Raw genomic sequence first — 14,464 nt, 5'->3', positions numbered from 1 at the left:
GACGTTCATGGAATGCAGGATGGTGTCGGCAACGGGGCTCATTCGGCGGCAACCTTCTGCTGGGCGTGGGCGGTCGGGAACACCCGCGCATCCTCGATCCGCACCGTGGCCCTCAGCTTGCCCTTGCGGCCGTCCTCATAGGTCACCTCGGTCTCGGTATAGACGCTGTCGCGCCCGTCATAGAGCGCCGCGATCAGGTCGGCGTACTTGTCCGAGATCACCCCGCGCTTGACCTTGCGGGTCCGCGTCATCTCGCCGTCGTCGGCGTCCAGTTCCTTGTGCAGCACGAGGAAGCGGTGAACCTGGCAGCCCGACAGCATCGGGTCCTGCGCCACCGAGGCGTTCACCTCTTCGACGTGCTTCTTGATCGTCGCATAGACCTGCGGGTGACCGGCGAGTTCCTGATACGACGCATAGGCCACGTTGTTGCGCTCGGCCCAGTTGCCGACCGCGGTCAGGTCGATGTTGATGAACGCGGTGCAGTAGTCCTTGCCGTTCCCCAGCACCACCGCCTCGAGGATGTTGGGATAGAACTTGAGCTTGTTCTCGACATACTTGGGCGCGAACAGCGACCCGTCGGCCATCTTGCCCACGTCCTTGGCCCGGTCGATGATCCTCAGGTGCCCGCTGCCGGGCTCGAAGAAGCCCGCGTCGCCGGTCGCCACCCAACCCTCGGCATCCTTGGTCGAGGCGGTGCTTTCCGGGTTGTTGAAATATTCGACGAAGGTGCCGGGCGAGCGATAGAACACCTCGCCGTTCTCGCCGATCCTGACCTCGACGCCGGGCGAGGGCACGCCCACCGTGTCGGCCCGCACCTGCCCGTCGGGCTGCTGGGTGATGAACACCGTCGCCTCGGTCTGGCCGTAGAGCTGCTTCAGGTTGATCCCGAGCGAGCGGTAGAAGTCGAAGATCTCGGGCCCGATCGCCTCGCCCGCGGTATAGCCCACGCGGATGCGCGAATAGCCGAGCGTGTTCTTGAGCGGCCCGAACACCAGCAGGTTCCCCAGCCCGTAGCGCAGCCGGTCGATGGCGCCGACCGGGCGGCCGTCGGTCAGCGCGGTGCCGACCCGGCGGGCGAGCGTCATGTAGTGGTCAAAGAGCCACTTCTTGAACCGCCCGGCGCCCTCCATGCGGATCATGACGTTGGTGAGCTGGCCCTCGAACACCCGCGGCGGGGCGAAGAAATAGGTGGGCCCGATCTCGCGCAGGTCGGTCATCATCGTGTGCGCGCCCTCGGGGCAGTTCACGCAGAACCCCGTCCAGTAGGCCTGCCCGACCGAGAAGATGAAGTCGCCGACCCAGGCCATCGGCAGATAGGCCAGCACCTCGTCGGTGGGCTTGAGCTTGTCGAATTCGGACGAGGCGCGGGCGGTCTCGATCACGTTGCGGTTCGACAACACCACGCCCTTGGGCTTGCCGGTGGTGCCCGAGGTGTACAGCATCACGCAGGTGCTGTCGTAATCCAGCTCGGCCATCCGCGCCTCGAGCTCGCCCGACAGGCGCTGCTCGGCGGCGCGGCCCTCGGCCTGTACGTCCGACAGCCAGTTCATGCGGGAATGGTCGTATTTCCGCATCCCGCGCTTGTCGGTGTAGAGGATCTGGTCGACCGTGTGGTCGGTCTCTTCGGCCTCGATGACCTTGTCCACCTGCTCCTGGTCGCCGCAGACGACGAAGCGCGAGCGCGAGTGGCCCAGCACATAGGCCATCTCGGACGCGACCGCGTCCTGATAGAGCGGCACCGGGATCGCGCCGCACATCTGCGCCGCCACCATCGCCCAGTAATGCGCCGGCCGGTTGCGGCCGATGATCGCCACGTGATCGCCCCGCTCGAGCCCCAGCGCCAGGAACCCCAGCGCCAGCGCCCGGATCTCGGCCTGCGCCTCGGCCCAGGTCCAGCTCTGCCAGATCCCGAATTCTTTCTCGCGGTAAGCCGGACGGCCGCCCATCTGGGCCGCATTCCGCGCCAGCAGCGCCGGAATCGACCGCAGACCCGCAGCCGGCGTCGAATCGGGCCCGGAAGCGGGCCGTGTCATGGCGTTCATCTGTCCCCCTCTGGCGGCTTTGGGCCGCGGCACCGGGCTCTCCTCAACCCTGTGCCGGCTGCAAACCTGCCGGGCGATCCTTGCCCGAGTTTTGCCTGAATCCAACGAATTGTTTCACGCTTCCGCGCGGCCACGGGGGATGCTAGCCAGTCTGGCATGGTCTCGCACGACAGCCGCGCCGAACTGACCCAATCGGGGCTGAACCTGATCCAGCAGGCGATCTCGATCTTCGACGCCGACCTGCGGCTGGCGGTGTCGAACCGCGCCTATCAGCAGATGTTCGACCTGCCCGACGCGCTGACCGCCCCCGGCACCAGCTTCGAGGCGACCATCGCCTATCTCGTCGAGCGCGGCGAATACGGCCCCCAGCCCGACGCGCAGGCCGCCGTGCGCCTGCGGGTCGAGCAGGCGCGCACCTTCCAGCCGCATTACATCGAGCGCGCCCGCCCCAACGGCCGGATCATCGCCGTCGAGGGCGCGCCGCTGAGCCAGGGCGGCTGGGTCGCGGTCTACACCGACATCACCGAGATCAAGTCGCAGGAGGCGCTGCTGCGCGCCCGCTCGGAAGAACTCTCGACCCAGGTGCTCGACCATGCCGAGCATCTCTCGGCCACAAACCGCCAGCTCGCCGCGACCATCTCGGCCCTCGAAGAGGCCAAGCGCGTGCTGACCGAGACCGAATCGCACACCCGGCAGGTGGTCGAGATGGTCCCGGCCCACATCGCCCACATCGACCGGGCGCACCGCTACACCTTCTCGAACAACCAGCTCGGCGCGGTGTTTCCGGGCGCGCCGGCGCGCATCGTCGGGCGCACCGGGTCCGAGGTGCTGGGCGAGACGTTCGAGCGCATCCGCCCGCACGTCGATGCCGCGCTCGCCGGCCAGCCGCAGGTGTTCGAGACGACCCACGACCCGACCGGGCGGCGCATCCGCATCGCGCTGACGCCCGACCGCGACGGGCGCGGGGCCTATGTCCTCTCGACCGACGTCACCGCCGAGGTGCAGGCGCGCGAGGCGCTGGCCCACGCCGGGCGGCGCAGCCTTGCCGCGCAGATGACCTCGGGGCTGGCGCATGATTTCGGCAACCTGCTGACCATCATCCTCGGGCTGCAGGGCCGCCTCGCCAAGGCGCCGCTGCCGCGCGACGCGGCCGAGGACGTGGCCGCCACCCTCGCCGCCGCGCACCGCGGCGCCGCGCTTCTTCAGCGCATCGCGGGGATGGTGACGGGCGCCGCGCCCTCGCCGCGCCCGGTGGACCTGCCGGCGCTGATGGCGGAGCTGGCGCGGCTGGCGCGCCCCTCGCTGGGCGAGGGGGTGACGCTCGACCTCGACGTGGCGGTGGCGGGGGGCGAACTGCTGCTCGACCCCGACGCGGTGCAGGATTCGCTGTTGAACCTGATCCTGAACGCCCGCGATGCGATGGCCCCGGCCGGCGGCGGCCGGATCACGCTGGCCGCGCGCGAGGTGGCGGGCTGGCTCGACCTGACCGTGGCCGACACCGGCCCGGGGTTCTCGCCTGAGGCGCTGGCCCGCGGGGCCGAGCCGTTCTTCACCACCAAGGGCGGCGGGCGCGCGGGGTCGGGGCTCGGGCTCTCGATGGTCTATGACCACGCCAAGCGCGCCGGCGGGACGCTGCACCTGGCCAACAGCGCCACCGGCGGGCTCGTCCGCCTGCGCCTGCCCCTGCGTCGCATCGCCCCGCAACTGGTGCTGCTGGTCGAGGACGACCCAGACCTGCGCACCGGCTTCCGCGAGATGCTGACCGGCATGGGCCACGCGGTGCTCGAGGCGGGCTCGCTCGCCGAGGCGCAGGCGCTGGGCGACATCGCCGGGCTGACGGCGGTGCTCTCGGACCTGCAGCTGGGCGACGGCTCGGGGGCGGCGCTGGCGGGCCTCGGCCTGCCCCTGGTGCTGATGACCGCGCTGCCCGCCGGGCATCCGGCGCGCGAGGGGCTGGCGGCGCCGACGCTGACCAAGCCCTTCTCGTCCGCCGACCTCGGCGCCGCACTCGGGGCCGCGCTGGCCGCTGCACCGCCCCTCTCACCCCAAGCCGACGGACCGACCGCATGACCGACGCGCCGCTGATCGCCATCCTCGACGACGAGCCGGACATCCGCCGGCTTCTGGCCGCGGCGCTCGAGGACGCGGGGTTCCGCACCGCCGGCTTCGCCCGCGCCACCGAGTTCGAGGCCGCGCTCAGGCGCATGACCCCCGACGCCTGCCTCATCGACCTTGGCCTGCCGGACCGCGACGGGCTGGCGCTGGTGCACCGGCTGGCGACCGAATCCGGCGCGGCGATCATCATCATCTCGGGCCGCGCGCAGGTGCAGGACCGGGTGACGGGGCTGGAACTCGGCGCCGACGACTACGTGACCAAGCCCTTCGACCCGGCCGAGGTCGTGGCCCGCATCCGCGCCCGCCTGCGCCGGCCGGCGCGCGAGGCCGCCACCCGCGGCGCCCAGACCGCCCGCTTCGCGGGGTGGAGCGCGGATTTCGACCGCTATCTGCTGCGCGCGCCCGACGGGGCCGAGACCCCGCTTTCGCACGCCGAGGCCGAGATGCTGCGGATGTTCCTCGACAGCCCGCGGCGGCTCATCAGCCGTGCGCAGATGCTCGAAAGCCTCGGCGGCTCGGCGGGCGACAGCTTCGACCGGGCGATGGACGTGCGGATCTCGCGCCTCAGGACCAAGCTGGGCGAGGACCCGAAGAACCCGCGCCTGATCAAGACGATCTACGGCGCGGGCTACATCTTCCTCAGCGAGGTCGCCTGGGGCTAGGCCGCCGCCCCCGGCGCGCCGCGCCGTCCGGCCATCAGCTGCAGCACCGCGATCGGCACCACGATCAGCAGCCCCACCGCCGTCGCCCCCCAGTCCGGCGCCACCAGCAGGATCGCGGCGAAGCCGAGCGCCAGACGCTCGAGCATGTTCAGCGAGGCGAACAGCCATCCGGTGATCGCCGCCGACAGCGCGAAGATCCCCATCACCGCCCCGCCGAACGCCAGCGCAAAGTTCGTCCACGTGAAGTCCTGCGTCACCAGCAGCAGCGCCGGCTGGAACACGAAGACGAACGGCACCAGCGCCTTGCCCATCGACAGCCGGAACGCGGTGTTGCCGGCCTTGAAGGCGTTGGCCCCCGCGATCCCCGCCCCCGCATAGGCCGCCATCGCCACGGGTGGCGTCACGTCGGCCAGCACCCCGTAGTAGAAGACGAAGAAATGGGCGACGATCGGCTCGACCTGCAAGAGGCCGAGCACCGGGGCGGCCACGGCGACCATGATGATATAGTTCGCCGTGGTGGGGATGCCGCAGCCCATCAGGATGCAGACGATCCCGGTCAGGATCAGCGTGAAGAGCAGCGTCAGCGTGTCGACGCCCATCAGCTCGAACGGCAGCACCGCGAGCCAGCCCGACACCGACTGCGCCCAGCCCGCGGCGATCGAGGTCACCATATAGGCGATCTTGAACCCCACGCCGGTCAGCGTCACGACGCCGATCACCACGCCGACCAGCGCCGCCGCGGCGGTCACCGACAGCGACTGGCGGGCGCCGAGCGCGAACCCCTCGAACAGCCCGTGGGCCGAGGCGCGCAGCCCCTCGGTCAGCCCGCGCGCGGTGATGTCTTGGATCAGCATCACCACGATGCAGGCGGTGATCGACCAGAAGGCCGCGGCAAAGGGCGTGCGGCCCGACAGCAGCACCGCGATCAGGATGATCAGCGGCAGCACCGACAGCCAGCCCGCCTTGAGCACCCGCCAGGCGTTCGGCAGCTCGTCGCGGTGCAGCCCGCGCAGGCCCAGCCGCTTCGCCTCGAGGTGGACCTGCACCAGCACCCCGAAGAAGTGCATGAACGCCGGCACCAGCGCGGCGGTCAGGATCGTGGTCAGCGGCAGGCCCAGATACTCGATCATCAGGAACGCGACCGCGCCCATCACCGGGGGCGTGATCTGCCCGCCGGTCGAGGCGGCGGCCTCGACCGCGGCGGCGAAGTGGCGGGGATAGCCGATGCGGATCATCGCCGGGATGGTCAGCGCCCCGGTGGTCACCGTGTTGGCGATGGACGACCCCGAGATCGAGCCGAGCAGCGCCGAGCTGAGCACCGAGACCTTGGCCGGCCCGCCCGCATAGCGGCCCGCGAGCGCCGACGCGACGTCGATGAAGAGCTGCCCCAGCCCGATCCGCGTCGCCATGACGCCGAACAGGACGAAGTGGAAGACGTAGGTGGCGATCACCCCCAGCGCGGTGCCGTAGATGCCCTGGCTGGTGAGATACAGGTGGTTGACGATGTTGGCCCAGCTTGCGCCGGGATGGACCAGGATGCCGGGCATCGACTGGCCGTAATAGGCATAGGCCATGAACAGGATGGCGATCACCGGCAACGGCCAGCCCATCGAGCGGCGCACCGCCTCGAGCAGGACGATGATCAGCACCGTGCCCATGACGATGTCGGTGGTGTTGGGGTTGCCGACGCGGAAGGCCAGTTCGGCATAGATCCACGGCACGTAAAGCGCCGTGACCGCGCCCGCGATCCCCATCAGCCAGTCGGTCACCGGCACGCCGAGGAACGACAGCGGCCCGGTCGCGGGCTCCTGCCGGCCGGATGCCGAGAAGGCCATGAAGATCAGGAACAGCGTCACCGCCATGTGCAGCCCGCGGTGGATCGTGGCCTGCGGGATGCCGAACCCGGCGGTGTAATAGTGATAGCAGCTGAGCAGGAACAGGATGCCGCCGGCGAGGATGGCGACCGGCTTCAGCCAGACCCGGAACCGCAGCTCGGGGTCGAACTTCTCCTCGATGGCCTGCAACTCGTCGGCGCTGAGCAGGTCGGGCTCGTCGTAATGCGCGGGGCGCTGGCCCGGCGGATGATCCGACAGCCGCCCGCCCGGCGTCGCGCCGGGGGCGGCATCGGCCGGGCGCTGGCCCTGGATGAGGGGGTCGCGGTCAGTCTCGCGGTTGGTCATGGGCACTGTCCCCTGTGCGGCCGGCGGCGTGTCGTTGTTCTTTGCGCCGGCGGGTGGCGGGGCCGCGCGGTCTGCCCGCACGGCCCCCGGTCATGATGGGCTTACTTCAGCAGCCCGGCTTCCTTGTAGAACCGCTCGGCGCCCGGGTGCAGCGGGATGCCCAGACCGTCGAGCGCGTGCTCCTTGGTGATCATCTTGCCCTTGGCGTGGCCCGCATCCAGCTGCTTGCGGGTGTTGTCGTTCCACAGCGCCTTGGTGATGTTGTAGATCAGCTCTTCGGGCTGGTCGGCCGAGGTCACCCACTGCGCGCCCACCGCGATGGTGGCCACGTCGGCGTCGTTGCCGTCATAGGTGCCGGCCGGGACGGTGTCCTTGGCGAAGAACTTGCTCTCCAGCACCTTGTCGGCCACCGCGCCGTCGATCGGCACCAGCTTCACCTTGTGCTGGCTGGCCAGCTCGGCGATCGCGCCGGCCGGATAGCCGCCGACGAAGAAGAACGCGTCCATCGCGTTGTCCTTCATCCGGTCGGCGGCCTGGTCGGGCTTGAGATACTCGGGCCGGATGTCGGCCTCGGACAGCCCCGCCGCCTGCAGGATCAGCTGCGCATCGACCAGCGTGCCCGAGCCCGGCTCGTCCAGCGAGACGCGCTTGCCCTTGAGGTCCGCGACCGAGTTGATCCCCGACCCTTCCGAGGCGACCAGGTGGATCGACTCGGGGTAGAGGTTGGCGATGGCGCGCAGCTTCTCGGCCTTGGGCTTGCCCTCCCAGATGCCGGTGCCGGTGTAGGCCCAGGCGGCCACGTCACCCTGCGCGAAGCCGGATTCGAGCGTCCCACCCATGATCGCGTTGACGTTGGCGACCGAGCCGTTCGCGGCGAGCGCCGAGGCGACCAGCCCCGGCACCCCGCACGAGCCGCCGTCCTCGCAGGCGCGCGAGCCGGGGGGCGCCGAGATGGCGTTCGCCAGCAGACCGCCGATCGGGTAATAGGTGCCCGCCGTGCCGCCGGTGCCGATGCGGAAGAACGCCATGTCCTGCGCCGCGGCCATGCCACCCATGGCGACCATCGCTGCGGTGGCCAGTCCCAGAATCCGTCGTGTGAACATCGTTCTTCCTTTCGCCGTGTGTCGCGGAATGTGTTCCGGGTTGTGCCCCGGATGGGTGGCAGTCTGCACCGCGAGGCCCGGCACCGCAAACCTGAATGCGGCCTCAGCCCGGCAGCCGCAACCGCACGGCGAAGAAACCGTCCAGCCCGCCGCGCGCGGACCAGTGATGGGGCAGGGTCCGCAGCGCGCCGTCGGGGGTGATCCATTCGGCCTCGACGCCGGGCACAGCCGGCGGTTCGACGACCAGCCCCGGATGGCGGGCCAGCGCCGCCGCGAGCTGCGCCTCGCCCTCGGCCGGGTGGACCGAGCAGACCGCATAGACCAGCCGCCCGCCGGGGCGGATCAGCCCCAGCGCGTGGTCGATCAGCGCCGCCTGCAAGCGCACCAGCTCGGGGATCATCGCCCCGTCGCGGATCAGCGGCAGTTCGGGATGGCGCCGGATCGTCCCGGTGGCCGAGCACGGCGCGTCGAGCAGCACCGCATCGAGCGGCGCCTCGGGCCGCCACGCCAGCGCATCCGCCGCGACCAGCTTGGCATTCAGCCCGGTGCGGGCGAGGTTCTCGTCCACCCGCGCAAGCCGCGCCTCGGACAGGTCGACCGCCGTCACCTCGGCCCCGGCGGCGGCAAGCTGCATCGTCTTGCCACCCGGCGCGGCGCAGAGATCGGCGATCCGCTCGCCGGGCTGCGGGTCGAGCATCCGCGCCGGCAGCGCGGCGGCGGCATCCTGCACCCACCAGTCGCCGGCCGCGTAGCCCGGCAGCGCCGACACCTGCGCCCCCGGCTCAAGCCGGTGACTGCCGGTCGGCAGCGCCGCGCCGGGCAGCGCCGCCCCCGGCTTGCCGGTCAGGTCGAGCGGCGGCAGCGCCTCGTGCGCGGCCTCGATGGCCGCGGCCACCGCCTCGCCCCAGCGCGCCCGCACCGGGCTGCGCAGCCACGCGGGCAGCCGCGTCGCGGGGGCGGCGTCCCAGTCCGCCTGCGCCTCGGCGGCGCGGCGCAGCACGGCGTTGACCATCCCCGCCGCCGCCGCGCCCTTGGGGCCGAGCGCGCGCACCTGCTCGACCGCGGCGTTCACCGCCCCGTGCGGCGCCTCGCCCAAGCCCAGCATCTCGGTGATGGCGAGCGCCAGCGCGTCGCCGATCTCAGGCGCGGGCGTCCGGCACAGCAGCGGCGCCAGCACCGCCTCGGCCCGGCCGCGGGCACGCAGGGTGGCCGCGGCCAGCCGCTGCGCCCGGGCCCGTTCGCCCGGCGGCAAGCCGTCCAGCAGCGCCGCGCCCTCGCCCAGCGTCGCCCCGCCCCGCACCGCGGCCAGCAGCGCCAGCGCCCCGGCGCGGGCATCCGCCGGCCCGGCCTCGCGCCGCCCCGGCCGCTGGCCCGGCCGCTGGCCCTGACGCCGCCCGTCCTGCCCGCGCTGCCGTTCGCCCCGCGGCCTGTCCTTGTTCTTGTCCATCGCGTCCCCGGCGCTTAGCTGAGGGTCAGCGTTACGCAATCAGCCGGGGATGCGCCATGAGTGATGAGACTCTGCCGAAACCGGACCTCCCGCCCGCCGCCCAGCGCGCGCTGGCCGAGGCCGAGGCCCGCCGCAAGGCGGCCGCGCCGCTCGACCTGCCGCCGGAACTCGGCGGCCGCGACGGGCCCGAGCCGGTGCGCTTCGGCGATTACGAGCGCAAGGGCATCGCCGTCGACTTCTGAGCCGGCCCGCCGGTCTCTTTCTGGAAAAATACCCGCGAGGTCCGGGGCGGCCGCCCCGGTCCATCGCCGCCCTTCAGGCCGCCTGCGGGTGCAGCGCCGGCGCCGTCGCCCGCCGGCCGCGCCCGTAGCGCGCCACCGACAGGTCGTCCGAGCGGATCGCCGGGGTCCGGCCGCTCATCAGGTCGGCCAGCACCCGGGCCGAGCCCGCCGCCATCGTCCAGCCCAGCGTCCCGTGCCCGGTGTTCACCCACAGGTTCCCGGTCGCCGTGGCGCCGATGATCGGCGTCCCGTCCGGCGTCATGGGGCGCAGACCGGTCCAGAACGTCGCCCGCTCCAGATCGCCCGCCCCGCCGAAAAGCTCGCCCACCGACTTGGCCAGCGTCGCCCGCCGCCGCGGCGACAGGGTGAGGTCGAACCCCGCCAGCTCGGCCAGCCCGCCCACGCGGATGCGGTCGCCCAGCCGGGTGATCGCCACCTTGTAGGTCTCGTCCATCACCGTCGAGACGGGCGCCCGCGCCTCGTCCACGATCGGCAGCGTCAGCGAGTAGCCCTTGACCGGATGCACCGGCAGTTTGATCCCGAACGGCGCCACCAGCGCCGGCGAGTGCGACCCCAGCGCCACGACAAAGGCATCCGCCTCGAACCGCCCGGCCGAGGTCAGCGCCGCGGTGATCCGGCCCCGCGTCCCCTCGAGCCCGTGGATCGTGGTGCCGTAGTGGAACACCACCCCCGCCTCGGCCGCCAGCGCCGCGAGGGCTTGCGTGAAGATATGGCAATCGCCGGTCTCGTCGCCCGGCAGCCGCAGCCCGCCGACGAGGCGCTCGCGCGCCGCCGCCAGTCCCGGCTCGGCGGCGATGCAGCCCGCCACGTCGAGCTCTTCATAGGCCACGCCGTCGGCCTTGAGCACCTTGATGTCCTTCTGCACCGCCACGAGCTGCTCGGGCTTGCGGAACACCTGCAGCGTGCCCTGCGTGCGCTCGTCGTAGCGGATGCCGGTTTCCTCGCGCAGCGCCTGCAGCCGGTCGCGCGAATATTCGGCGACCCGCATCATCCGGGACTTGTTCACGGCATAGGCGTCCGAGGTGCAGTTCCCCAGCATCTTCGCCATCCAGCCCGCCCGCACCGGGTCGGCCGAGGCGTGCAGCACCAGCGGCGCGTGGCGCTGGAACATCCAGCGCAGCGCCTTCTGCGGGATGCCGGGGGCGGCCCAGGGGGTCGAGTAGCCGGGCGAGATCTCGCCGGCGTTGGCGAACGAGGTCTCCATCGCCGCGGCCGGCTGGCGGTCCACGACCGTGACCTCATGCCCGGCCCGGGACAGTTCCCACGCCGAGGTGACGCCGATCACACCCGCTCCCAGCACGACGATCTTCATGGCCCCGCCCCCTTGCGATGATTGCCCGGCAAGGATCGGCCAAAGCTGCGGCAAGGTGCTGCCGAAGTTGTGCGCGTTTGTCGCAGGCGCGCGAAGAAACGCGCGTTTCAGGACCCTTGGGCCGCGGATCGTTGCTCGATTACGCAAATGAGCCGACAATCAGCCCGCCAGCGCCCGCCCGCGCGCAACATCCTGCCGAATCGGTGCGGCTACAGCCCCAGAACGTCGGCCATGTCGTATTCGCCCGGCCCCTTGTCCTGCCCCCAGAGCGCCGCGCGCAGCGCGCCCCGGGCGAAGATCGCCCGGTCGGTGGCGAGGTGGCGCAGCACCACCCGCTCGCCATCGGCGGCGAAGATCACGTCGTGCTCGCCCACCACGTCGCCGCCGCGGATGGCCGAGAACCCGATGCTGCCCGCCGCGCGCGCGCCGGTCACGCCCTCGCGGGCCGGGGTCCGCACGGCGTCGAGCGTCACGCCCCGCCCCTCGGCCGCCGCCTCGCCCAGCATCAGCGCGGTCCCCGAGGGCGCATCGACCTTCATGCGGTGATGCGCCTCGACGATCTCGATGTCCCAGTCGGTCCCCAGCGCCGCCGCCACCCGCCGCGTCAGCCCGACCAGCAGGTTGACCCCCAGGCTCATGTTCCCCGCCCGGATGATCGGCGCATGGCGCGCCGCCGCCGCGATGGCGCGCAGGTCGTCGGCCGAGAGCCCCGTCGTCCCGATCACATGGACCGCCCGCGCCTGCGCCGTCAGCTCGGCAAACCCCACCGTCGCCGCGGGGCTGGTGAAGTCGATCACCGCCTGCGCCCGCGCGATCGTGGCGATCGGATCGTCGCTGACCGTCACCCCAAGGTCCGCCCCGCCCAGCGCCGCGCCAAGGTCGCGCCCGACCCAGTCGTGGCCCGGCCGCTCGAGCGCGCCCACCAGCTGGCAGGCGTCCGACGCCAGCACCTCGCGCACCAGCATCCGGCCCATCCGGCCCGAAACGCCGGTGATGACGATGCCGGGGGTCTGGGGGCCGGGGGTCTGCAAGCCGGGGGTTTGGGTACCGGCGGTGTCCATGCGCGCGCTCCGTCCTGATTTCCCCGATGCCTATCCCGTTGCGAGCCGCCCCGCGACCCCCTAGATGGGGCGCATGGCTTCCAATCGCTTCCATCACGGGTCCGGCCCGTCCCAGCGCCAGCTGCGCGTCGGCGAACTGATCCGGCGCACGCTGTCGGACGTGCTCATGCGCGGCGACGTGCACGACCCCGAGTTGAACCGCCACTCGATCACCGTGGGCGAGGTCAAGGCCTCGCCCGACCTCAAGGTCGCCACGGTCTACGTCATGCCGCTGGGCGGCCATGACGCCGACGAGGCGCTGGCCGCGCTGCGCCGCAACACCCGCGAGCTGCGCCACCACGTCGCCCGCGAGATGACGCTGAAATACGCCCCCGACCTGCGCTTCATCCTCGACGAGACGTTCGACCGCATGGACGACACCCGCCGGATGTTCGCCGATGAGCGCGTCCGCCGCGACATCGAGGCCGACGACGACGAGGCCGACGCCGAGGACTGGGACGAAGGCGCCGACCTTGCCCGCAAGACCGGCGACGACACGCCCCGCGACGATGAGCCTCGCTGACCTCAAGCGGCGGCTCGGGCTGGCGGTCGGCGCGCTCGTCGCCATGACCCTGCCCGCGGTCGCCGACCTCTGCGAGCGGCGGGCGTTCGAGGGGACGGGCTACGCCGTCTGCACCGTCACCGGCGACCGGCAGGACCGGCTGCGGCTCTGGCTCGACGACGACAGCGGCAAGACGCTGGGCGACTTCACCGCCGTCCGCCGCACGCTCGGCCCCGGCGAGGTGCTGGGCTTCGCCATGAACGCGGGGATGTTTCACCCCGACTATGCGCCGGTCGGCCTCTACCGCTCGGGCGGGGTCGAGCGCGGGCAACTGGTCACCGCGGGGGGCGGCGGCAACTTCGGGATGCGCCCGAACGGGGTCTTCTGCGTCGGCGCCAAGGCGCCCTTTCAGGTGATCGAAAGCCGCCGCTTCGCCAAGGCAAACCCCGCCTGCCGGCTGGCCACCCAGTCCGGGCCGATGCTGGTCATCGACGGCGCGCTGCACCCGCGCTTCGACGCCACCTCGACCAGCCGCTACATCCGCAACGGGGTCGGCGTCTCGCGCGACATGAAGACGGCGTGGTTCGTCATCTCGGACCGGGCGGTGACCTTCCACGAGTTCGCCCGGTTCTTCCGCGACGAACTCGGGGCGCGCAACGCGCTCTATTTCGACGGCTCGATCAGCCGCCTCTATGCGCCGGCGCTGAACCGCGCCGACTGGGGCCGGACGATGGGGCCGATCATCGGCTATGTGGAGCAGCCCTGATGGCACGCAAGAAGGGCCGCGACATCTCGGGCTGGCTGCTCGTGGACAAGCCCGCGGGGGTAGGCTCGACCGATGTGGTGGGCCGGGTGCGCTGGGCGCTGGACGCGAAGAAGGCCGGGCACGCCGGCACGCTCGACCCCGATGCGACGGGGCTCCTGGCGGTCGCGCTGGGCGAGGCGACGAAGACCGTCCCCTACCTCGCCGAGGCGCTCAAGGCCTATGATTTCACCGTGACCTGGGGCGCCGAGACCAGCACCGACGATGCCGCGGGCACGGTGACCCGCACCGCCGACACCCGCCCCGCGGCCGCCGCCATCGAGGCCGCGCTGCCCGCCTTCCGCGGCGAGATCCTGCAGGTGCCCCCCGCCGTCTCGGCCGTGCGGGTCGAGGGCGCCCGCGCCTACGACCTCGCCCGCGCGGGCGAGACGGTGGAGCTTGCCCCGCGCCCGCTCTGGGTCGAGGAACTCTCCCTCACCGAAGCCCACGCGGACGGTGCCGACCTGCACATGGTCTGCGGCAAGGGCGGCTATGTCCGCAGCATCGCCCGCGACCTCGGCCGCACGCTCGGCTGCCTCGGCCATGTCGCCACGCTGCGCCGGGTCTGGTCGGGGCCGTTCGATGTGGCGGACGCGATCCCCTTCGACCGCGTGGACCGCGCCAACCAGGCGGAGCTCGAGGCCGCGCTCAAGCCCATCGAGGCCGCGCTCGACCTGGCCGAGATGCGCGCGACCGAGCAGGGGGCGGTGCGGCTCGGCCACGGCAACCCCGGCCAGGTGCTGGGCCACGCCGAATACGGCACCGAGGTCTGGGTCAGCCACGCCGGCCGCGCCATCGCCATCGGCCGCTATCTCGGCGGCGAGGTCCACCCCAGCCGGGTGTTCGTCCTCGCCGCCTGAAAGCTGGGCATCTGGACCGGAAAGACGCCGTCTTTCC

Annotated in this window: 11 protein-coding genes and 1 pseudogene; 6 read left to right on the top strand and 6 right to left on the bottom strand. The window is 72.0% G+C overall.

The window, feature by feature from the left end:
• Positions 1-38: 38 nt before the first annotated feature.
• Positions 39-2,033, bottom strand: a complete 1,995-nt coding sequence (locus BLW17_RS15525) for an AMP-binding protein (RefSeq protein ID WP_052176318.1) — start codon at positions 2,031-2,033, stop codon at positions 39-41.
• A gap of 165 nt (positions 2,034-2,198) precedes the next feature.
• Between BLW17_RS15525 and BLW17_RS15520 the strand changes: the two genes are divergently transcribed.
• Positions 2,199-4,112 carry a hybrid sensor histidine kinase/response regulator gene (locus BLW17_RS15520; protein WP_052171676.1) on the top strand — a complete coding sequence of 638 codons (1,914 nt, stop codon included), beginning with the start codon at positions 2,199-2,201 and terminating at the stop codon, positions 4,110-4,112.
• Entirely contained in the window at positions 4,109-4,819 is a 711-nt protein-coding gene (locus BLW17_RS15515; protein WP_036700790.1) for a response regulator transcription factor, read from the top strand. Before BLW17_RS15520 ends, BLW17_RS15515 begins: the two co-directional genes overlap by 4 nt.
• On the opposite strand, the gene BLW17_RS15510 is transcribed toward BLW17_RS15515, so the two are convergent.
• The 3 genes from BLW17_RS15510 to BLW17_RS15500 form a co-directional block, all read right to left on the bottom strand.
• Complete coding sequence (locus BLW17_RS15510) at positions 4,816-6,999, bottom strand: TRAP transporter permease (protein WP_081969100.1); 2,184 nt, start codon at positions 6,997-6,999, stop codon at positions 4,816-4,818. The genes BLW17_RS15515 and BLW17_RS15510 overlap by 4 nt on opposite strands.
• Positions 7,000-7,100: 101 nt before the next feature.
• The gene (locus BLW17_RS15505) at positions 7,101-8,102 is read right to left on the bottom strand and encodes a TAXI family TRAP transporter solute-binding subunit (protein ID WP_036700789.1); all 1,002 of its coding nucleotides are present in this window, start codon (positions 8,100-8,102) and stop codon (positions 7,101-7,103) included.
• A 103-nt stretch (positions 8,103-8,205) separates the two neighbouring features.
• Positions 8,206-9,549 carry an RsmB/NOP family class I SAM-dependent RNA methyltransferase gene (locus BLW17_RS15500; protein ID WP_081969099.1) on the bottom strand — a complete coding sequence of 448 codons (1,344 nt, stop codon included), beginning with the start codon at positions 9,547-9,549 and terminating at the stop codon, positions 8,206-8,208.
• 56 nt (positions 9,550-9,605) lie between these two features.
• Here BLW17_RS15500 and BLW17_RS15495 point away from each other — a divergent pair, with 56 nt between their 5' ends.
• Positions 9,606-9,791 carry a DUF1674 domain-containing protein gene (locus BLW17_RS15495; RefSeq protein WP_036700788.1) on the top strand — a complete coding sequence of 62 codons (186 nt, stop codon included), beginning with the start codon at positions 9,606-9,608 and terminating at the stop codon, positions 9,789-9,791.
• A gap of 73 nt (positions 9,792-9,864) precedes the next feature.
• On the opposite strand, the gene BLW17_RS15490 is transcribed toward BLW17_RS15495, so the two are convergent.
• Both BLW17_RS15490 and dapB read right to left on the bottom strand, forming a co-directional pair.
• A complete protein-coding gene (locus tag BLW17_RS15490; RefSeq protein WP_036732466.1) occupies positions 9,865-11,163 on the bottom strand; it encodes a D-amino acid dehydrogenase in 1,299 nt (432 codons plus the stop codon).
• Between the two features lie 209 nt (positions 11,164-11,372).
• Positions 11,373-12,224, bottom strand: a complete 852-nt coding sequence (dapB, locus tag BLW17_RS15485; protein WP_074827003.1) for a 4-hydroxy-tetrahydrodipicolinate reductase — start codon at positions 12,222-12,224, stop codon at positions 11,373-11,375.
• A gap of 64 nt (positions 12,225-12,288) precedes the next feature.
• Between dapB and rbfA the strand changes: the two are divergent.
• The 3 genes and pseudogenes from rbfA to truB all read left to right on the top strand — a co-directional run.
• Positions 12,289-12,702 (top strand): annotated as a pseudogene (gene rbfA / locus BLW17_RS15480) (30S ribosome-binding factor RbfA); the annotation flags it as partial.
• Between the two features lie 70 nt (positions 12,703-12,772).
• Positions 12,773-13,531, top strand: coding sequence for a phosphodiester glycosidase family protein (locus tag BLW17_RS15475; protein WP_036700783.1), 759 nt, complete (start codon positions 12,773-12,775; stop codon positions 13,529-13,531).
• On the top strand, positions 13,531-14,427 hold the full coding sequence (gene truB / locus BLW17_RS15470; protein WP_036735621.1) for a tRNA pseudouridine(55) synthase TruB: 897 nt from the start codon (positions 13,531-13,533) through the stop codon (positions 14,425-14,427). The genes BLW17_RS15475 and truB overlap by 1 nt, the downstream gene beginning before the upstream one ends.
• Positions 14,428-14,464: the final 37 nt, after the last annotated feature.

Source organism: Paracoccus sanguinis (assembly GCF_900106665.1).
GTDB classification, from domain to species: domain Bacteria; phylum Pseudomonadota; class Alphaproteobacteria; order Rhodobacterales; family Rhodobacteraceae; genus Paracoccus; species Paracoccus panacisoli.
The sequence above is the reverse complement of the archived record's forward strand: the minus strand, read 5'-3'. Positions and strand labels throughout refer to the sequence as shown.

Excerpts from the sequence above, each read along its gene's own strand:
- BLW17_RS15525 (WP_052176318.1), bottom strand. The coding sequence starts at position 2,033 with ATGACACGGCCCGCTTCCGGGCCCGATTCGACGCCGGCTGCGGGTCTG.
- BLW17_RS15520 (WP_052171676.1), top strand. The coding sequence starts at position 2,199 with ATGGTCTCGCACGACAGCCGCGCCGAACTGACCCAATCGGGGCTGAAC.
- BLW17_RS15515 (WP_036700790.1), top strand. The coding sequence starts at position 4,109 with ATGACCGACGCGCCGCTGATCGCCATCCTCGACGACGAGCCGGACATC.
- BLW17_RS15510 (WP_081969100.1), bottom strand. The coding sequence starts at position 6,999 with ATGACCAACCGCGAGACTGACCGCGACCCCCTCATCCAGGGCCAGCGC.
- BLW17_RS15505 (WP_036700789.1), bottom strand. The coding sequence starts at position 8,102 with ATGTTCACACGACGGATTCTGGGACTGGCCACCGCAGCGATGGTCGCC.
- BLW17_RS15500 (WP_081969099.1), bottom strand. The coding sequence starts at position 9,549 with ATGGACAAGAACAAGGACAGGCCGCGGGGCGAACGGCAGCGCGGGCAG.
- BLW17_RS15495 (WP_036700788.1), top strand. The coding sequence starts at position 9,606 with ATGAGTGATGAGACTCTGCCGAAACCGGACCTCCCGCCCGCCGCCCAG.
- BLW17_RS15490 (WP_036732466.1), bottom strand. The coding sequence starts at position 11,163 with ATGAAGATCGTCGTGCTGGGAGCGGGTGTGATCGGCGTCACCTCGGCG.
- dapB (WP_074827003.1), bottom strand. The coding sequence starts at position 12,224 with ATGGACACCGCCGGTACCCAAACCCCCGGCTTGCAGACCCCCGGCCCC.
- BLW17_RS15475 (WP_036700783.1), top strand. The coding sequence starts at position 12,773 with ATGAGCCTCGCTGACCTCAAGCGGCGGCTCGGGCTGGCGGTCGGCGCG.
- truB (WP_036735621.1), top strand. The coding sequence starts at position 13,531 with ATGGCACGCAAGAAGGGCCGCGACATCTCGGGCTGGCTGCTCGTGGAC.